This is a genomic window from Flavobacterium sp. DW-iso2 (genome assembly GCF_058725285.1).
The window spans coordinates 16717-36539 of record NZ_JBZXDY010000029.1 but is presented as its reverse complement, the minus strand read 5'-3'; the positions used below and the strand labels follow the sequence as shown (position 1 = coordinate 36539).

Genomic DNA, 19823 nt, shown 5'->3' with positions numbered 1-19823 from the left:
AACATCTTTATTTAGATAAGTATTGAGAAGCTCTTCCCAAACATCAACCGTGTTATTTTCTAATCTTTATCTTTCCAATTAGATCTAACAGTATGTTTTTTTATTTTGCGGAATCTCATCTATGATTGCCAGGTGCCAAAGGACCAAAGGATTCAAGCTATGAGAACTAGTTGAAATAAAAGACTGAACAATAGTGTATTATCGGAATGTAAAGTGCCAAAAGTATTTTTTTATCAAGATATTAACCAATATTTTCAGAAAAAAATAAAATAAAAATTAACGCTATTAGGAGACAAAATATGTTTTGGATTATTGTCGTTTTTATGTTTTTTTTTTCATGATTTATTGCTATCGGATGCGTTTGTATCGTACACAATATGAATTTAAGGAGATTTTTATATAATTCTAAATTCGAGAAAAGAACATAAATAGTTAAAGACGTTTTAACAGATTATTTCTCAAAAACTACTGCATCAGTTTTCGCTCCCAATTGGGCGAGTGCTTCTGAGATGGCTGTTACAAATTGTGGTGGACCACAAACATAAAAGTGCTGTTTAAAGTTATCTATTTTTTCTTTTAGAAAAGCATAGTCAATCCTACCATTTTCATAACCCTCTTTTTTTTCATCAGTGAGCGTGTTGATGAAATTCTTACCGAGCATTTCATTAAATTCTTTTTTCAGAATTATATCTTTTTCGGTTTTATTGGTAAAAATTAGTTTATTGTTAGCAATTTTTTCATCCGCTTGTAACTGCCGCAAAATTGCAATGAATGGTGTGACACCTGCACCACCAGCAATGAATACCCCTTCGCCTTTATATTCAATTGCGCCCCAAACATCACGGATGATAAGTTCGTCACCGTTCTTTAATTTTCCCAATTCTTTTGTAACTCCGTTATGACTATCATAAATTTTAATTGTAAATTCTAGATGTTTATTATCATTTAAACTAGTAAATGTAAAAGGTCGTTTTTCATTTTTAAGTGCAGGAGTATTTATGGACACCTCGGTTGCCTGTCCCGGTTTGAATTTGAAACCTTCTGGCTTTTGTATTGTGAATCGCTTTACATCATGCGTTACTGGCTCTACTGAAATTATTTTTACAATATGATTTTTCATTGTGTTTATTTATTAGGAATTATTGGTATACTCAAGAATTAACTCTTCCTTTCAATCGAATATCAATTCTTTTTTTCTTAACGGTTAATCGCTTCATTACATCCATTAAGGTTGCTTCTTTTGTCTTCTTATAGATCTTGTTGATTGCTAATACAAGCCGTTTTGCTTCTCTTGAAGCTGTCACTCTATCACTATTAGACATATGACTCATTTTAGCTTTTTCAAAAACGGCTGCTTCTTGTAAAATTTCCATAATTGTTATTTTATTTTTCGTAATAGTCATTGAGTGAATGCTCATATGAATCGTTAATCGGTTCCGAAGAATCATACTTGGGACTGTTTTTCACTTGCTCCTTTGAGTGATTGATGATGACTTTTTGCTGCTGCCATTTTACCTCTTTAATCCAATGTGGAGAAATGATCACTTTTTTTCCCGAAAACCAGTTGCCGGTTTCCACAACAAGAAAATTGATTTTCCAGATTACATCATCAATTATAAAATCTTCGACTTCGCCTATGTCACCGTCCGTTGCATGAATAGCATACCCTGTAACTTCACGTGTGCTTCGCAGATGCGGTTTGTCATTAGTATGCTCTTCTGCTTTCCTTTTTATCAATTCCTTTTCTGTCTCTCTTACTTCAACTAACGGATATCCCCACATGCCTAACCCCATGTGTCCATACATTCCGTTTCCGTAGTAGCCGGGCCATGCGTAGTATCCACGGATCAGCTCTTCCTGTTGTTCTGAAACAGGTTTGTCTGTGTCAATATCAGGACTGTTTTTTATTTTTTCCTGCGTAAGATATACAGATAGTGTTTTTGATTCGCTATCCAGTTTTTGAAATGCTTCGGGCGAAATCAAAACTTTTTTTTCGGAAAGCCATCCTCCCGTTTTTACCACCATATACCGTATGGTTGAGGTTTGGTCATCAAAATAGAAATCATCTACTTTTCCAATTTCACCATCAGTTCCTTTAATGATGTAGCCTAATAAACTGTTTATACTTCGTTTCATATTATTATTTTATATTACTTTAATTATTTGGTTCATTACTACGATTAAGCAGGCTTCATCCGAACATTAATTCAAATCATCAATAAAAACCCAAGCCTTTAACCTGTTTATTAGGGATTAGTAGTGGTAGCATCTTGAGCCATACTTAACTCACCGGACCTTTTTTCCAAATCTTTATCTATTAGGTATAGTGAATCACCGTTTGCTTTTTCACCGCCCACAATTTTAATTTTATCCAGTAAAAGGCTGGCAAGATTTTCTTCTTCAATTTGTTCTTTCACGAACCACTGTAAGAAATTCCATGTAGCCCAATCTTCTTCATCGAGTGCCATTTTTACCACTTTATAAATGGATTTTGTATTATCCACTTCATGTTCAAATACTTTTTTAAAGCAATTATTTACACTGACAGGATCGGTTGCAGGTGCAGGAATAGCAGTAACTGTGGCTTTTGCACCTCTGTTTAATATGTATTCGAGTATTTTCATCATATGGTTTCGTTCCTCTGCTGCATGACGGAAAAGAAAATTTGCGATGCCGCTGAATCCATTGTTATCAGCCCATGCAGCGTATGATAAGTATATTTGGGAAGCATGTGCTTCTTTAGTCATTTGCTCATTCAATGCGGTTGTGAGATTATTTGAAAGTCTATTCGTTTTCATAATATTTTTTTTAAATAATTTTGCTTTTCTAAGTACTAATAAGGAAAAACGTGATATTTTTCAATTTTTCTCATCGATTTATAGTTTCTTTTCCTTATCCATACTTTTTGAACCTTAATTAATATCTGTTATTTTACAGGGTATCTTATTCTGTAATTTTGTGCAATTAAAAGATATTTCGTGTAATTACATCAAAATAAATCGATAGTAAATATAATAAATCCTATGAAGCAAAGGGCTATTATACCGGCAATGATATAGACAGTAACTTTTGTCAATTTATTTTTTTGAAAAATATAGTTTCGTGTTTTATTGTTTTCTTCTTTTACAAATTTAAATTCTTCTTTTCCTTGTTTCATATGTTCCTGTTTTTAATATTTTAATTTAGCTTTCTAGTTTAAACTTGTAAGCCTATTTTTTTTAAACTTCTAATTATTCATCACTTTATTTTTCAAAAAGTGGTCGCATAATTCTAAAAAAAACTGTTTTACTGAATTGTCATTTTATACAAATAAGCAAAGATATATGAGGTTCTCATTGTCGAGTTTTATAGGTCAACCTCTTTTTTTAGTTTTTACTGTCGTTTTGTATTTATTTTTTGCTTAAACTTCTGGTGAATATTTTATTCTAAGGGCATTAAATTCATAAGCGACACAATACTGTATCAAGACACGTCTTCATTTTTTCTATGTCTTTATCCACAGAGTTTTTAGCGATGTCTATATGGTATTTAGCGATTAAAGGGGTCTTTATGGCTCATAACGGCTAAAGGTTGCATTCTCTTTGGGCGCGCTTCTAATCTAGTTCTATGTTCACTGATCCTATCGAAAGCATCTTTTATTATAGCTTTCAAAGTTTCTCTGATCTCTTCAGTTCGTGAGATATTAAAATCTGTTTCTAGTAAGATTTTCATTTCTAGTATTTTTTAGTTGTTTGAATTAGCATTATTTGCTTGATTTTAATAACGAAACAGACCGGCAACCCCTGTTTTCGTAGGCATTTTTTCATGTGGAATAATCATCACTTTGCCGCCCATTTTTGTTACCAGTTCGCCCAAGTCATCCAGCAAATCATCCACTTCAGGATTGGCCAAATCACCTTTTTCAATGCTGCCTGTCTCGTTTATTATCTTGCCCGGAATTTGGAGTTCTGATTCAATTAATAGTGTATCCACCTTACCGGCTGCCGCAGCTACAGCTACTTCACTTATATTATCACTTGCTGTATCTTTTGATTTTGCCTGATCGTACTCATTACAAATTTTGGCGATATTTTCATTATAGTAAGGCTCCATAACTTTCCAGGCATGTTTCACCAGCTCATCCGTTTCTACAGACTTTGGATTCACATCAATACCGCTTGGAAGCAATGAAAGATTGTTGCTTACCTTATGAAAAAGATTGTGGTGCTCTGGTAATGCAGCCAGTATAAGTGGCAATCCGGATGGACCGGAATAGTTATCATTAATCGTTTTTGCGACAAAGCGAAAAAACTTTTCGGTATCGATATCCGCTTGATCTGATTTCCCACCTTGCCCGTGATGCATGTTGCTGGTTTGGTTACCTACACCACCATAAGATGCAACAGTGGTATGCTTATCGGTTAAATCATAACCCAATGCTTCATTTATATTTTTTGGAGTGTCTGAGGGAAGCTCCAGTTCTGTAAGTGAATGCCTATTTCCTTCATAAATTTGATAATCATGTAAGCTTAAACCTAATACATTGTAACGCTCCACTGACTGCAAATATCTGCGAAGTGGTTTTGTATGAAAGCTGTTAGCCACAACGGTTAATTCTTTTACTGGTACGGGTAAATTTATAGTTCTGAACGTATCAACTGTACCAAGTACAGCCAGTCCGTCTAAGGTATGTCTCCAAAACTCTTTATTACTTTCAAGCGCTACAAATGGCTCCAGCAGTATTTCAACTTCTGACTCTGAATGTTTTTGGAGTAGGGAATTTTTTAGGTTTTTCAACAGATTTTTAAATAGTATCGGATCCCGGAGATTGTTAGGATGGGCACGGTGCGTGGGCATATATAGTGATATGCAGCTTCCTTCATTCACACTTAATAATTCTGGCATCATGTCTTTAGTAAGTAAATTCATATATTTTTGATTTATTAGTTGTTAAATAATTATTTACATTGTTTTATTGATTTGTCAAATACATTGTTTTATTTTCATGAGGTTAATTCATTTTATTTCTTTGAAGATAGAGAGAAAAATATACAAAGTATCTAAATTATAGTTGCTAAATATTTAACATGTATTGAGTATTTAATATCAGGTTTTTCTAATTTATTACTTTTTTTAAAATGGATCATTTAGTCCACTTACACGAATTAGTTTTTTATTTACAAACTCTTGAATTCCTAACTCTGATAGTTCCCGACCGAAGCCTGAATGCTTTGTTCCGCCAAATGGAAGATCTGCTTGTGTCCAAGTGGGATGATTGATGAAGACCATTCCTGTATCAATTTGATCGGCAATTCTTCTTCCTCGTTGAATGTCCTGTGTAAATACAGAACCTCCAAGGCCATAATTGGAATCATTGGCTAAATCAATGGCAGCTTGGTCGTCTTTCACCACATAGAATGAGGCTACAGGTCCAAATAATTCTTCATGATAAGCAGCAATGCTAGGTTTCAAATCGGTAAGTATGGTGGGTTCCATAAAGGCACCTTCACGATCTGCACGTTTACCGCCCAATAAGACTTTTGCACCTTCATCAACAGAACGTTTTACTTGATCGGCTAAATGAACTGCGGCTGCTTCACTACTTAAAGGGCCTAAGTCGGTAGCGGGATCCATTGGATCACCCACTTTCATTTTTGATAACTTATCCTTAAACTTTTGAATAAATTCGTCGGCTATTGCTTCCACGGCAATGAACCGTTTGGAGGCTATACAACATTGACCGTTGTTATTCATCCTGCCTACAACTGCCCACTCAACTGTTTTTTCCATGTCGGCATCTTCCAGTATAATGAACACATCATTACCGCCTAGCTCTAATACAACCTTTTTCAAATGTTTTCCGGCTTCCATGGCAATACTTGCACCAGCTTCTTCACTTCCTGTTAAGGAAACACCTTTTATTCTTTTATCAGAAACCAATGCTGATGCATGTTTGCCTGTAATAAATAAATTGGTATATAATCCTTCAGGTGCTTTTGCTTCTTCGAATAGTTTTTCGATAGCAGCAGCACATTGTGGTACTATGGATGCATGCTTAAGTAATATGGTATTGCCCACCATAATGTTAGGAGCTGCAAAGCGTGCTACTTGATAGTAAGGAAAATTCCATGGCATCACACCTAACAATACACCGATGGGGCTATTTCGAATTATAGCTTCTCCATATTCTGGATCAAGTACTTTATCGGCAAGAAAACCTTCTGCGTTATCGGCATAGTAATCTATTATATCAGCACTCAAGTCGATTTCTCCTTCTGCTTCGGAAAGGAGCTTACCCATTTCTAAGGTGATAGTTTTGGCAAGTTCAGATTTCTTGATTCGCATGAGTTTAGCTACTTTATGTAGTAAATCAGCCCGTTGCTGGTAGCTCGTTTCTTTCCAGTTTGTATAAGCTAGATGGGCTTTCGCCACTTTAGCATCAACTGCTTTCTCTGTCATTTCTTCGAAAGACTTCACTATCTTGTTTGTGTTTGGATTAACCGTTTGTATGGACATATTGACTCGTATTTAATTACATAGTCTGCGGAAATATTCCGCAACCGTTTTGAACTCATTTCCAAAAGAATACATCAATTTCATTGATCTAAATGGATACACTACAATTTTCACGTAGGACTTTAATGCGATTTTAGTGAAGGTAGTGAATATTACCAGTTAAAACTAATTAATTATCAGATAGTTATATAGTTATCTTATCTACAAATTCGATTGGTAAAAATTATTGTGACGTAAGGTTACTTGTGATAACGGTTTATGCTTTTCTCATTTCTAGCGGTCTGTTGTGAGTTGATATTCTCTGCACTTGCTGCTAAAGTTTGATATCTGCTGGTTTAATTTACAACCCAGTTTCAACAACAAAAAAAAAGAATTAAATGTATTCAAATTGTATTTCGTTAAAGGCCTTGCTATTCCTTGTCTAAAAAAAACAGGTTTAGGACTAAATTTCTAATGTGTATACCTATATTAATATCAATTTTAATTACACCATTTTTTTTTTTAATTCAATGCGATAGTGTTAAGGGAAAAAACGATATTGATCCAGTACTTAAATTATTTTTTACTTTGATTCTGGTCATATTAAGTTTTTCGGTAAAACGGTATATTTATTTTATATAAAGTACCGACCTATAAAAGAAATAAAACAAAATTTTCTTTGAAACTATTACAAGATAAAGGCCTTCTGAAAATAAAATAGATAGTAATAAAACGGTAAATTATATAGCTAATCGAACTAAGTTAGGAATAGATTTGAGTAATTTTACAAAAAAGGGTTAGAACAATAAGCCTTATCAAATCAATTTTATGCGAACTCAGAATTCAAATATAAAAATCAGGCAAGAACTAGTAAACAGTATCGTACATGGTTTTGGAATTATTTTTGGTATCGTAAGTATTCCTATCCTAATAGCATTTGCCATTAAAAGTGATAACACTTCTGGTATTATTGGTGCGGCTATATATGGTTTTTGTTTTTTACAACTTTTTACTTTTTCAACACTCTACCACGGAATCCAGCATGCTCAGGCAAAACGCACACTTGAAATCCTTGACCATATCAGTATTTTTTTCTTGATAGCAGGTACTTACACTCCGTTTTTACTTATGTATATGTATAATTCTTTTGGGATTACTTTGCTATCGGTTTTGTGGGGGCTTACGACAGTGGGGATCATTTTTAAGATTTTTTTTACAGGGAAATGGAAGGTTTTTTCAACGTTAGTTTACATAGCAATGGGTTTTATTATGATTGTTGGCGGACGTACTTTCTTTGAAAGTATTCCCTTCAATATCCTCACTATGATTCTAATTGGATGTGCGCTTTACGTCATGGGTGTTGTCTTTTACTTATGGAAGAAATATGCTTACAACCATGCTGTCTGGCATTTTTTTGTGCTCGCAGCTGCGGTTTGTCATTACGTAGCCATTTTATTAGCAGTCGAGTCGAATTGATTCAAAAAATGAGTAGGGTTTATAAAAAAAACAAAAGGCGCAACTTTAAGGACGGCAGTAAAGAGGCTGACTATAAAGAAGAGAAGAGTTGATATTTGATTAGAAGGAGGTACGAATTCCCGGTTATGACAAACCAATTAGTAGAAAGCCTGCGTTTAAAAAATATTAATAAGGTAATTATTTTTTATCTTTTGGTAATTCATTTTTTAAAATGGGAAACTAACTGAATTATAAAGGATAGTGCCTAATAGATGCCATTGACAAGTTCCAAATTTAGTTCGTGAGTAAATGCTGCAAGTAATAATATAAGGTACGTTGGGAGTATTTCCTGAAATTTAATAAAACCACTACTGATCTTCTATAATCGAGGAATGGTAGCGTTCAGTTGCTTTCTTTAGATTTTCTGAAAGGGAAATTAACCAGTTCATGTGATTGGTAATTAAATAGGCTTCCTGTAGACTATGAAGTGTATCTGTATCTAATGCGGTGTTTCCTTGTCTGATGTTTTCATCTCGAATATTAGATAATTGCTGGTATTTTACCAACAACTTTTCTTGTGCATCTTCAACAGTTTCTTTGTCGACTTTTTTCTTTATGTGAATGTCGCCTAAAGAATCGACAGACATCTGTAGGGTATTGGAAATCTTTTTGATCAGTACATTAAATTCTATAGATGCAGGAGTAGTTTTATGATTGCTGATAAAATTTCCAATGGACGCAATGGCTGAGGTCATTGTCTGGTTCAGCGTTACAATTTCATAAATCAATTGAAATTCTTTCTGTTTCGATTTTGGGTCTTGGGTTAATCGCTGGAAGGAAGCATTTAAATTACTGATGGCAAGAAATGCTTCTTTCCTTGCTACACTATAGGAGAGTTTGTGTTTAGAGGGATTTTGATATAACTCTTGTGTTGCTAATAGATATATCTTGTTCATTTTTAAAGCATTCAAAAGAACCTGTTTTAGATTATTGGCTTCCCAACTGGGTAAAACTAAATAATTAGCTACGACAGCGATAATGGCTCCAATAATGGTGTCGATGACACGATATTGAATCACTTCAAAGGCATTAGGATTTATGAATGAATACAAAAAGATAATACTAATGGTAACTAATGCGGCAGCAAATCTATAATTCTGCTGAATCAATGAAAACGCCGATATAAAGGAAACAAATGCCAGAACTGCATAGATCACTAGGTTTTGAGTAAGTAGCACAATACCTGCGGCAACAGCAGCCCCAATGAGTGTGCCGATGATACGATCTTTAGAGCGCTCTTTAGTTAAACCATAACTAGGGCGCATGATTACAAGGATAGTCAGCAAGATCCAGTAGGTATTTTGAATGTCAAAAACAAGACCTAACACATAGGCAAATACAATAGCGATCGTAAGACGCAATGAATGTCTAAACATTGTAGAATTCATACTGAAGCTCTGAACAAGGACGTTCAGTCTATATTCCTGCTGCGTTAAAAACTGCCTCGAATCTTGTCTTTTTAAGGATACTTTAGAAGCCTCGTTCACATTGGTCATTACACATCTAATAATCCTGATTTCTTGAAGTAGTTGTTCTTGGTAATCGTATAGGTTTTTTAATACCAAAGCACCTTCTCGAGCTTCAGGTAATTTGACGGTTTCAATGTAATTTGTAATCGATTCGTTAGTTTTGGATAAGGCATCTAATAGACTATCTTTATTTGGTATGTTATCATTTTGAATCAGTATTTCAGACAAACTTATGAGATGATTTCCCATTATTTTACTCAGCGTTATCGAAGCTTTTAGGAATTCTTTACGCTTGCCAAAAGTCCTATCGATCATTTTATAATCCAAGTGTTTTGCTTCTATTAATTCGAATATATTGATAGAGGAAAGTAAAATGAGTAATTGCTTTTCTTCATGATGTGAACGTCCAGAACTTTTACGTGCGGTAAGCATTGATTCTCGAAGTGTTTCATGCTTTTCATTGATTTGATTTTGAAGGACAAAGGTTTGTTTAAGGTGTTCGTCACGCTTGGTTTTCTTAGTCAATAATTTTGCGCGTAATTTTAGGTACTCACCAGTAAGGAGAAGCGTATCTGACAATAACTGATTCTGATCTTTTACAGGGGTGATTTTTTGAAAAATAAAGGAAACGAGCAGATACCAAAGACCACCAACTCCCATTAAGGCCACCTGAAGAAAAATTTCATGCGCTGTTTCTTTTTGAATGGCAAATGATATAACCATTGCTAACAAGCCGGCAAAGGATACTAAAGATACTCTAAAACCGTAAACCGAAATTAGCGAGACGGTAAATGTAATTATAGTAAGCGCCAGTAACAAAAGAGGGAGGAAAGGTTTTGAAAATAGGATTATAGTTGTAATAACCATTGTCAACCCGATACTGATTAAAATGGCATTGACCTTACGTTTGAAGCTTCCTGGAATGTCGCCGGGCGCATTTAAAAAAGCACCCACAACTATAGCTGGCGCATATTTAAAATACCCTAAAAAATAGAGTACCGCAAATGGCACAGCAATCCCAATTCCAATCCGAATTGCTCGGTCCAAACGGGTACTTTTTAGAAACAATTCTAGTTGTTTGAGTTTTTCTTTCAAGCCGATTTAAAATTTGATTCTAAAGTTAGGATAATTGAGCGGACGAATTGTCTTGTACCTCTATTTTAGTGGGTTTTTAATTGGTGAAATTAAAAAAAATTTATTGTAAAACGGCAGTATAAAGATTTTTAGATAACTGTTGTTTTTTCTCATTATTGCCACGCTCCAGCTCTCCTTGGTGTTCGTTTCCCGGGGAGTTCGCTCCCGAAGAAAGATGTTTTGAAAAGTGTTCGTGTATGGCTTGCATTCTTGTATTATAGACAACAAAAAGCGATGTAGGTATAAGAAATTCGATAGGTTTTCCGGAATAATTCATAAATACTATGAATTTGGCACGTAGTTGGCATTAGTTTTTCATATTCCATGATTGACTAATGGTGCTGTTTCTTACCTTATCAATGCTATTTATTTTTATAAAATTAACATCCGTCTTATTTGCTTTTTCAAACTCCTTTAAATGAATAGAATTGAATTTAGCTTTAACAGTTTCTAATTTAGAGGGACTTGTAAATAGCATTGCGTAAGCTTCTTTTAAAGAGCGACTATTTATTACATCTAAGACGATGTCCTTCCATTCATGAAAATTTAAAGTAATGGGGTTGTATGAATTAATTGGTGTAGTAATGCCATAAACTGTTTGCTCTTCCTCTGCTTGAAAAGTTCCAAATATTCTGTCCCAAATAATAAGTGTTGACCCAAAGTTCTTATCCAGGTATTTATCATTTGTTGAATGGTGCACTCTGTGATGAGACGGTGTAACAAAAATATATTCAATTGGAGCTGGTAATTTTCTAATATATTCGGTATGAACCCAGAATTGATAGAGTACTTCGATTTGATGACATATAAAAAAAAGAACAGGGTCAAATCCTATTAAAACTACAGGAACAAAGAAGATAAATTTAATGTGTTGTGTCCAACTCAACCTAAAAGCCACAGACAAATTATATTTTTCTGAATTATGATGAGTAACATGAGTTGCCCACCAAAAACGATTAACATGTGTTAATCTATGGGACCAGTATCTAGAAAAATCTAACGTAATAATGCAAAGAGTATAGGCCCACCATACAGTTGGAATACTCCACGGAACGAGATTATAGAAAAATAATATAATTCCGAAAATCCCAATTTTTAAAAATGCTGAGATACCAATATTTACAAGCCCTATAAATGTGGCCGATAGAGTGTCTAAGCTATTGTAGTATTCTTTCTTTTGAACAATTGTGAGAATCCATTCTAAAGCAACAAGCAAAATCAGTGGAATTGCTGCGATTTGGATAATATTCAGTCCAGTTAGTTGCTCTAACAGCATTTCCATCGTCAAAGGATTATCTTTCATATAGTGTAATTATTAGGGAGCTATTTGTTGTGGGAGCGCGTCCAATTTTTTTTAACGTTTCAAGCTGAGAAACTAGTTTAAACTAGCTGCTAGACTATTCTGTTTAATGAATAGCATAATTTTTCGCTCTTTGTTTTATATAGTTAGAATCAAAGCGCAAATTTTAATCTTATCTGATCGAAGACTTTACAATTTGCAAGTTAGTTTTTTAAACTTTGGTTCGATCCTTAATTTTTCATAAAATTATAGTGAAGTGATCTGCAATATTAATTAAAACTAAAAATTTATGCTATTGTATTGATTCTTATTCAGTTGTATTTTTTGCATCAAAGTTGTTTTTCTATTTTAATATTGGCTCTTCCATCAAGCCATTCTTTCAATAAATCTATATTTTCGATACAAATGTATGGGAGCTGATGGAACAAAGAGAGAGGTTCACCGGGCTGAATTATTTCATTTATTTTGGCAAGTTCTATGATAATGTTTTTAATTAATGGTAAAGTAACATTTCTATTTTTCATGCCTTTAAATTTTATCTTTCACGATTTTTCATTCGTTCAAGAATGGTCTCTAACGATATTTTCACTTTATCTATGGCACCTGAAACAGCATTTTTGACAGTATCGGCCTCACAGGTAACCGCTATTGGATCTCTGCCTTCTATTCTTGCTTCTAGTATACATTGTATATCATCGTGTCCTTCTTTTTTTCCGTTTTCGTCTGATAAATGTACTTCTATACGGCTAATATGCGATTGAAATCGGTTTAGCTTTTCGGTGATCAAGGAAGTAAAATAGTCTTCTTGATTTTCGGAACCAGAGATTGTTTTGTCGGTGTTTATCTGAATTTTCATAATTGTATTATTTTAGTTTATATACTATCCTTTGTCTTCGTCTAAATCGTTGTGGTTGTCTCCGCCCAAACTGTAATAATTGTTTTCTTCGTCTTCGCTTCCCACATTTTCTTGTTGGTCGTCTAGCTCTGAAGCTGGAACATCTAAATCAGCACCCGTTTTCACATCTTTAAAGTCCTTTTCGTTCCAAGTACCTTCCTTTTCATTTGGTGCTTTCTTTTTGGAAATATCTTCTGGATTCAAATCCTTTTCTTCCTTCAATTGTTGATAAATATCTTCAGATGGCGGATAGATATGTAAGTCTGCATAGTCAGGTGTTTTAGGAACTTCTTTAGAATCAGTTTCATCATGCGTTTTAGCATATTTACGCAAAATATCTTCTAAAGAATTATTATATTCTTCAAGGCTTTTGATAGTTACTTCCTCACTCTCCGAATTGTTGTCGGGCATTTCAATTATAAACTTTGACAGTTCAGGATATTCTTGTTGAATCGTGGTAGTAATCTTTATGATGCTTTGTTCTAATTCTTTTTTAGTTTTCATTTTCATTTTTTTTATGATTCATAATCATACTTGTTTACTACACGTAAAATTAACGTGCAGCTAAAGTAAATCGTTAATTTAAGTCTAATATATTTAAATCGCTGTACTACTAACAGATAGTTTTTTTCTTAAACCAATATTTTAAAGGTACAAATTTTTAACTTCTTAAACTGTTCTTTGCATTATTTAAAGATTTAAGCAAAATGCTTTTAACATAGTAACTTCTTCATATTTATTAATATGAGATAGGTGCTTCAGTTTATTTCCTTTTAATTAATCAATTTTTTCAAAATGAGTTGTTAAATTATTCGAATTACCTAGTACATCTTTATTTAGTTTTTGGCTACTAAGCTTCAACGTTATATAAATTATATTTTAGCGTATTTCTTCTAAACTAATTTGCTTCCTTTTCCTTTGAGATAGAATTTCAGATTTTGCTTGGTTTTTAAATGCATAACCAATCAAAACTCCTGTAAAATAATATTTATTACATTGAAAATTCAAAGTGCCTTCCGTAAGATATGTAATAGCTAAATCCGTCTAATTAGGTCGTTTGCTGCTGTGATAGTTGACCCCATTGATTTTCCAATTGAATTAGATTAGTTTCTTTTAAATATTTATTTAAGCTAATTAACTTCCTATATAGGGTCAGAACAATCAAGGAGAGTTAAAATCCTACTTTCGTCAACAAATGTTAGATATAGCTCACAAAATTTAATGATTCGCGTATCTGAAACTTTTGGAAAACTCCGTAGTAACTGCTTCTGGATTTTTCCCTAGATGGATATATTTTTTTACTCATTTGGTAATTCCTCTTCAGTGCTTCAACTATTGATGAAGTGCTTTAATTTATGTCAAGAAAATCTAGGAATGCATATCCCTACTATCCTCAAAAGTATCCATTGTTTTGTGAGTAAATTAAGTAGATTTTGAAAATATTAAGTTCTTTACTCGGATTAGTCAAGCAATGCCAAGAGACTCCAATGACTTCCTATTTAAAATAATATTATCTATCCCATAAGATATTTGTCCATAAATCCTGCAAAGTGCAAGGGTAAAAGATAAAAAAATCTATTTAAATCATGGAAAGACATAGAAAAAAAGTAGTGTTGATAGCAGTTATAATGCTGTCAGCTTTTGGTGTATTTGCACAAGGAAATGGTACTGCAGGAATCACGGAAGCGACTCAAATGGTAACCTCTTATTTTGATCCTGCTACAAAACTTATTTACGCTATTGGAGCAGTAGTGGGGCTCATTGGCGGGGTAAAGGTGTACAACAAGTTTAGTAGCGGTGATCCTGATACTAGTAAGACAGCGGCGAGCTGGTTTGGAGCTTGCATCTTTTTGATTGTAGCGGCTACTGTTTTACGTTCCTTCTTCCTATAATTATTTCCTTATGAATACTTACAATATAAATAAGGGAATAGGAAGAACGGTAGAGTTTAAAGGACTGAAAGCACAGTATCTGTTCTTATTCGCAGGTGGACTGCTAGGGATGCTTATCCTGGTAATGATCTTGTATATGACAGGAGTCAATTCTTATCTGTGTTTGTTTATAGGAATTGGTGGGGGATCGCTGTTAGTGTGGCAAACTTTTTCACTAAACAAAAAGTATGGTGAACATGGTTTGATGAAAGTAGGAGCTAATAAACGACATCCACGATATATTATCTGTCGCAAGCCTGTGCATCGTTATTTTAAGATGAACTCCAAATTATACCAGTTATGAGAAATAAATCAAAAGCAACGACATTGGAATCTAAGTTTCCGTTGTTGGCAGTAGAAAATAATTGTATTATCTCAAAGGATGCTGATATCACTGCTTGTTTTCGAGTGCAGCTACCAGAACTTTTCACAGTAGCCTCTGCGGAATATGAAGCGATACATTCAGCGTGGCACAAGGCTATTAAGACCTTGCCCGATTACACGGTGGTACACAAACAGGATTGGTACATTAAGGAAAATTATACTCCTGATATTGTTCAAGAAGATTTGAGTTTTTTAGCAAAATCCTACCAACAGCATTTTAATGAGCGTCCGTTTCTCAATCATTATTGTTATCTGTTCTTAACAAAAACGTCCAAAGAGCGTATGCGAATGCAGAGTAATTTCTCTTCGCTTTGCAAAGGAGTACTTATTCCAAAAGAAATAAGAGATAAGGAAACAATTTCTCATTTTATGGAATCAGTGGCGCAATTTGAACGAATAGTGAATGATTCCGGTTTTATAAAATTGGAACGATTGAGTGAGGAAGACATCATTGGAACAAATGAGAAACAAGGATTATTGGAACAATACCTAAGTCTTTCAAGAGAGGAGGGAACACCAATGCAAGATATTGCTATGGGAGGGGAAGAAGTTCGTATTGGAAACAAAAGACTTTGTCTGCATACGTTGTCCGATACTGATGATCTGCCTAGTTCCGTATCTGCAGAAACTCGCTACGAAAAATTGTCCACCGATAGAAGTGATTGTCTCTTGTCTTTTGCTGCGCCAGTTGGATTACTGTTACCTTGCAATCACATCTACAACCAGTATCTTTTTTTGGATAACAGTGAGGACAACCTTCGGAAGTTTGAGAAATCAGCAAGAAACATGCATTCTTTGGCAAGGTATAGCAGAGCCAATCAAATCAATAAAGAATGGATCGAACGCTATTTGAATGAAGCACATTCTTTCGGACATGCTTCTATTCGGGCTCATTTCAATGTAATGGCGTGGTCTGACAATCCAGCAGAACTAAAACAGTTAAAGAACGACACAGGTAGTGCTTTGGCATTGATGGAATGCAAACCAAGGCACAACACTACCGATGTTGCGACGCTTTATTGGGCAGGAATGCCAGGCAATGCAGGAGATTTTCCAAGTGAAGAAAGTTTTTATACTTTCATAGAACCTGCGTTGTGTTTTTTTACGGAGGAAACGAATTATAAAAGTTCACCGTCTCCATTCGGAATTAAAATGGCCGACCGACTCACAGGAAAACCCATCCATTTGGATATCTCTGATCTACCCATGAAACGGGGTATTATCACCAACAGGAATAAGTTTATTCTGGGTCCTTCCGGTTCTGGAAAGTCCTTTTTTACCAATCACATGGTCAGGCAATATTACGAGCAAGGGGCACATGTTTTATTGGTAGACACTGGTAATTCCTATCAAGGTTTGTGCGAACTCATTAAAGGAAAAACCAAAGGCGAAGATGGGGTTTATTTCACTTACACCGAAGACAATCCAATTGCCTTTAATCCATTTTACACCGATGATGGCGTATTCGATATTGAGAAAAGAGAAAGTGTCAAAACTTTGATTCTAACATTATGGAAAAGGGATGATGAACCACCAACACGGTCCGAAGAAGTGGCATTGTCCAATGCGGTGAGCGGTTACATTGAAAGGATTAAGCAGAAAGATGAATTTCCTTCCTTCAACGGATTTTATGAATTTGTGCAAGGAGAATATAGAAAGGTATTGGAAAATAAAAAGGTACGAGAAAAAGACTTTGATATTGACAACTTTCTCAATGTATTAGAACCATACTACAAAGGGGGAGAATATGATTACCTGCTGAACTCTGAGAAGCAACTTGACTTACTTAGTAAGCGATTTATTGTTTTCGAAATTGATGCAATCAAGGATCATAAAATCCTTTTTCCCATTGTGACGATCATCATTATGGAGGTTTTTATCAATAAAATGCGTCGTTTGAAGGGAGTACGAAAACTAATCCTGATTGAAGAAGCTTGGAAAGCGATCGCCAAAGAAGGAATGGCAGAGTACATCAAATACCTGTTTAAAACGGTAAGAAAGTTTTTTGGAGAAGCGATTGTAGTAACCCAAGAAGTAGATGATATCATTCAGTCACCCATTGTGAAAGAAAGTATCATTAATAATTCGGATTGTAAAATACTCCTTGACCAACGAAAGTACATGAACAAATTTGATGATATCCAAGCTATGCTTGGTCTTACTGAAAAGGAAAAAGCACAGATACTTTCGATTAATATGAACAATGATCCCAATAGGTTATACAAAGAAGTTTGGATTGGACTAGGAGGGACGCATTCAGCAGTATATGCTACAGAAGTGAGTCTTGAAGAATATTTAGCCTATACCACAGAAGAAACCGAAAAGTTGGAAGTGATGCGTCTTGCGGGAGAACTGGATGGAAATGTAGAACAGGCCATTAAAAGGTTAGCTCTTGAGAAAAGAGAAATAGAAAACAAATAGTAAAAATTTAAAAACGAATAAAAATGAAAAATTTAAAAATTATGGTGTGCATGGTAATTTTATTTGCTGTCATGCCGACTGCTAAAGCACAGTGGGTGGTAACAGATCCAACCAATTTGGCTCAAGGAATAGTCAATTCAGCGAGACAGATTATACAAACTTCAACCACAGCGACTAACATGATTAACAACTTTAAAGAAGTCCAAAAAGTATATAATCAAGGAAAAGAATATTATGACAAGCTAAAGGCTGTAAATAACCTAGTAAAGGATGCTCGAAAAGTACAGCAGACCGTATTACTTGTTGGTGATGTCTCTGAGATGTATGTAAGTAATTTTGGGAAAATGTTGAACGATCCTAATTTTAATGAACAAGAATTAACGGCTATTGCTAATGGGTATTCCATATTGTTAAATGAAAGTACCGAACTTCTGAAAGAGCTAAAGCAAATTGTAAGCTCTTCCAGCTTGTCGCTTACTGATAAGGAGCGAATGGATATTATTGATCGTGTTTATCTAAAAGTTAAAGAGTACCACAATTTGGTTCGTTATTTTACCAATAAAAATATTTCGGTTAGTTATCTGCGAGCTAAGAAAGCAAACAGTAGTAAAAGGGTATTGGAGCTTTATGGAACTGCTAACCAAAAATATTGGTAATCATGGAATTTAGTAATCTACACCAAGTACTACGTTCGCTCTATGACGAGATGTTGCCACTATCAGCTGATATGGCAGCAGTAGCAAAAGGTTTAGCTGGATTGGGTGCTTTGTTTTATGTTGCATTAAAAGTGTGGCAGGCACTAAGTGGCGCAGAACCGATAGATGTATTTCCGCTACTTAGACCTTTTGCTTTAGGACTCTGTATCATGTTTTTTCCAACGATTGTTTTAGGAACACTAAATGGGGTACTTAGTCCAATTGTACAAGGAACACATAGCATATTAGAAAATCAAGTTTTGGATTTGAATGTTTTACAACAGCAGAAAGACCAACTGGAAAGAGAGGCTATGCTTCGAAATCCTGAGACTGCCTATTTAGCATCGGATGAAGATTTTGATAAGAAATTGGATGAATTAGGATGGACGCCTTCTGATTTGGCAACAATATCGGGTATGTATATTGAAAGAGAAATGTATAGTATCAAGAAAATGATTCGCGATAGTTTTCGAGAATTTTTAGAAGTGCTTTTTCAAGCTGCTGCACTGGTCATTGACACGATACGAACTTTCTTCTTGATTGTGCTATCAATATTGGGGCCTATAGCATTTGCTATTTCAGTCTGGGATGGGTTTCAGTCCACCTTAACGCAGTGGTTTACTCGATACATTAGTGTGTATCTCTGGTTGCCAGTTTCTGACCTTTTCAGCTCGATGTTGTCCAAGATCCAATCGTTAATACTGCAAAAGGATATTGACAGTTTATCCGATCCTAATTTTATTCCAGATTCATCCAGTACGGTGTATATCATCTTTATGATTATTGGCATCATTGGATATTTTACAATTCCTACAGTGACTGGGTGGATTATTCAGGCAGGGGGAGCAGGAAACTTTGTTCGTAATATAAATCAAACTAGCGCTAAAACTGGAAATATTGTAGGAGCTGGTACGGGAGCAGTTACTGGAAATATTGGGGGGAGATTAATGAAGTAACAATTTAAAATTAAAGTAAAATGGAATTTAAAACATTAAGAAATATTGAAAATAGCTTTAAACAAATCAGACTGTATGCCATAGTATTTGCAGTACTCTGTGTTGGAGTAGCAGGATATGCAATTTGGGAATCGTATCGGTTTGCAGAATTGCAGCGTCAAAAAGTTTATGTGTTGGATAATGGTAAATCATTAATGCTAGCGTTGGCGCAAGACGCTTCAATCAATCGTCCTGTAGAAGCTCGGGAACACATACGTCGATTTCATGAGCTTTTCTTTACACTGGCACCAGACAAGAGTGCTATAGAAAATAATATGAAAAGAGCATTTAATCTAGCAGACAAAAGCGCTTTTGATTATTACAAAGACTTAGCTGAAAAGGGGTATTACAATCGGATTATTTCAGGTAATGTGCAACAACGCCTTGAAGTAGATAGTGTGATATGCAACTTTGAAACCTATCCTTATGCTGTAAAAACTTATGCCAAGCAGTACATCATTCGCTCTAGTAATGTAACCACACGTAATCTAGTTACCTCCTGTTACCTTGTGAATTCCGTTCGTTCGGATAATAATCCGCAAGGCTTCAATATAGAAAAGTTTACTGTGCTGCAGAATAATGATTTAGAAATTATTGAACGTTAAAATAA

At 34.7% G+C, this 19823-nt stretch carries 21 protein-coding genes; 7 read left to right on the top strand and 14 right to left on the bottom strand.

Annotated features, from left to right (window positions below; genetic code table 11):
• Positions 1-451 precede the first annotated feature (451 nt).
• The 8 genes from AC4PRO_RS15945 to AC4PRO_RS15910 all read right to left on the bottom strand — a co-directional run bounded on the left by AC4PRO_RS15945 (position 452) and on the right by AC4PRO_RS15910 (position 6495).
• Positions 452-1120, bottom strand: a complete 669-nt coding sequence (locus tag AC4PRO_RS15945) for an FAD-binding oxidoreductase (protein ID WP_492118080.1) — start codon at positions 1118-1120, stop codon at positions 452-454.
• 31 nt (positions 1121-1151) lie between these two features.
• The gene (locus AC4PRO_RS15940; protein WP_074723859.1) at positions 1152-1373 is read right to left on the bottom strand and encodes a hypothetical protein; all 222 of its coding nucleotides are present in this window, start codon (positions 1371-1373) and stop codon (positions 1152-1154) included.
• A 10-nt stretch (positions 1374-1383) separates the two neighbouring features.
• A complete protein-coding gene (locus AC4PRO_RS15935) occupies positions 1384-2136 on the bottom strand; it encodes a PRC-barrel domain-containing protein (protein ID WP_492118079.1) in 753 nt (250 codons plus the stop codon).
• A 110-nt stretch (positions 2137-2246) separates the two neighbouring features.
• A complete protein-coding gene (locus tag AC4PRO_RS15930) occupies positions 2247-2798 on the bottom strand; it encodes a ferritin (protein ID WP_492118078.1) in 552 nt (183 codons plus the stop codon).
• A 191-nt stretch (positions 2799-2989) separates the two neighbouring features.
• Positions 2990-3157: a hypothetical protein gene (locus AC4PRO_RS15925; RefSeq protein WP_176980657.1), complete on the bottom strand. Its 168-nt coding sequence runs from the start codon at positions 3155-3157 to the stop codon at positions 2990-2992.
• Between the two features lie 371 nt (positions 3158-3528).
• The gene (locus AC4PRO_RS15920) at positions 3529-3711 is read right to left on the bottom strand and encodes a hypothetical protein (RefSeq protein ID WP_492118077.1); all 183 of its coding nucleotides are present in this window, start codon (positions 3709-3711) and stop codon (positions 3529-3531) included.
• A 45-nt stretch (positions 3712-3756) separates the two neighbouring features.
• Complete coding sequence (locus AC4PRO_RS15915; RefSeq protein ID WP_492118076.1) at positions 3757-4908, bottom strand: baeRF3 domain-containing protein; 1152 nt, start codon at positions 4906-4908, stop codon at positions 3757-3759.
• 204 nt (positions 4909-5112) lie between these two features.
• Positions 5113-6495 (bottom strand): NAD-dependent succinate-semialdehyde dehydrogenase, encoded by a 1383-nt coding sequence (locus AC4PRO_RS15910; protein WP_492118075.1) that lies wholly within the window; start codon positions 6493-6495, stop codon positions 5113-5115.
• Between the two features lie 807 nt (positions 6496-7302).
• Here AC4PRO_RS15910 and trhA point away from each other — a divergent pair.
• Positions 7303-7950 carry a PAQR family membrane homeostasis protein TrhA gene (trhA, locus tag AC4PRO_RS15905; protein ID WP_492118074.1) on the top strand — a complete coding sequence of 216 codons (648 nt, stop codon included), beginning with the start codon at positions 7303-7305 and terminating at the stop codon, positions 7948-7950.
• A gap of 347 nt (positions 7951-8297) precedes the next feature.
• On the opposite strand, the gene AC4PRO_RS15900 is transcribed toward trhA, so the two are convergent.
• From AC4PRO_RS15900 to AC4PRO_RS15875, 6 genes are all read right to left on the bottom strand, one after another.
• The gene (locus AC4PRO_RS15900; protein ID WP_492118073.1) at positions 8298-10553 is read right to left on the bottom strand and encodes an FUSC family protein; all 2256 of its coding nucleotides are present in this window, start codon (positions 10551-10553) and stop codon (positions 8298-8300) included.
• A 100-nt stretch (positions 10554-10653) separates the two neighbouring features.
• Positions 10654-10869 carry a hypothetical protein gene (locus tag AC4PRO_RS15895; protein WP_492118072.1) on the bottom strand — a complete coding sequence of 72 codons (216 nt, stop codon included), beginning with the start codon at positions 10867-10869 and terminating at the stop codon, positions 10654-10656.
• 30 nt (positions 10870-10899) lie between these two features.
• Entirely contained in the window at positions 10900-11895 is a 996-nt protein-coding gene (locus AC4PRO_RS15890; protein WP_492118071.1) for a sterol desaturase family protein, read from the bottom strand.
• 326 nt (positions 11896-12221) lie between these two features.
• The gene (locus tag AC4PRO_RS15885; RefSeq protein ID WP_492118070.1) at positions 12222-12416 is read right to left on the bottom strand and encodes a hypothetical protein; all 195 of its coding nucleotides are present in this window, start codon (positions 12414-12416) and stop codon (positions 12222-12224) included.
• 11 nt (positions 12417-12427) lie between these two features.
• The gene (locus AC4PRO_RS15880; protein ID WP_492118069.1) at positions 12428-12748 is read right to left on the bottom strand and encodes an HPF/RaiA family ribosome-associated protein; all 321 of its coding nucleotides are present in this window, start codon (positions 12746-12748) and stop codon (positions 12428-12430) included.
• Positions 12749-12772: 24 nt separating this feature from the next.
• Positions 12773-13291, bottom strand: coding sequence for a hypothetical protein (locus AC4PRO_RS15875; RefSeq protein WP_492118068.1), 519 nt, complete (start codon positions 13289-13291; stop codon positions 12773-12775).
• A gap of 1082 nt (positions 13292-14373) precedes the next feature.
• Between AC4PRO_RS15875 and AC4PRO_RS15870 the strand changes: the two genes are divergently transcribed.
• The 6 genes from AC4PRO_RS15870 to traK are packed head-to-tail and all read left to right on the top strand — an operon-like array spanning position 14374 to position 19818.
• Entirely contained in the window at positions 14374-14679 is a 306-nt protein-coding gene (locus AC4PRO_RS15870; RefSeq protein WP_074723814.1) for a DUF4134 domain-containing protein, read from the top strand.
• A 10-nt stretch (positions 14680-14689) separates the two neighbouring features.
• On the top strand, positions 14690-15022 hold the full coding sequence (locus AC4PRO_RS15865; RefSeq protein ID WP_492118067.1) for a DUF4133 domain-containing protein: 333 nt from the start codon (positions 14690-14692) through the stop codon (positions 15020-15022).
• The gene (locus AC4PRO_RS15860) at positions 15019-17523 is read left to right on the top strand and encodes a TraG family conjugative transposon ATPase (protein ID WP_492118066.1); all 2505 of its coding nucleotides are present in this window, start codon (positions 15019-15021) and stop codon (positions 17521-17523) included. The genes AC4PRO_RS15865 and AC4PRO_RS15860 overlap by 4 nt, the downstream gene beginning before the upstream one ends.
• Before the next feature lie 23 nt (positions 17524-17546).
• A complete protein-coding gene (locus AC4PRO_RS15855) occupies positions 17547-18179 on the top strand; it encodes a DUF4141 domain-containing protein (RefSeq protein ID WP_492118065.1) in 633 nt (210 codons plus the stop codon).
• Positions 18180-18181: 2 nt separating this feature from the next.
• Positions 18182-19174 (top strand): conjugative transposon protein TraJ, encoded by a 993-nt coding sequence (gene traJ, locus AC4PRO_RS15850; RefSeq protein WP_492118064.1) that lies wholly within the window; start codon positions 18182-18184, stop codon positions 19172-19174.
• 20 nt (positions 19175-19194) lie between these two features.
• Complete coding sequence (gene traK, locus AC4PRO_RS15845) at positions 19195-19818, top strand: conjugative transposon protein TraK (protein WP_492118063.1); 624 nt, start codon at positions 19195-19197, stop codon at positions 19816-19818.
• Positions 19819-19823 lie beyond the last annotated feature (5 nt).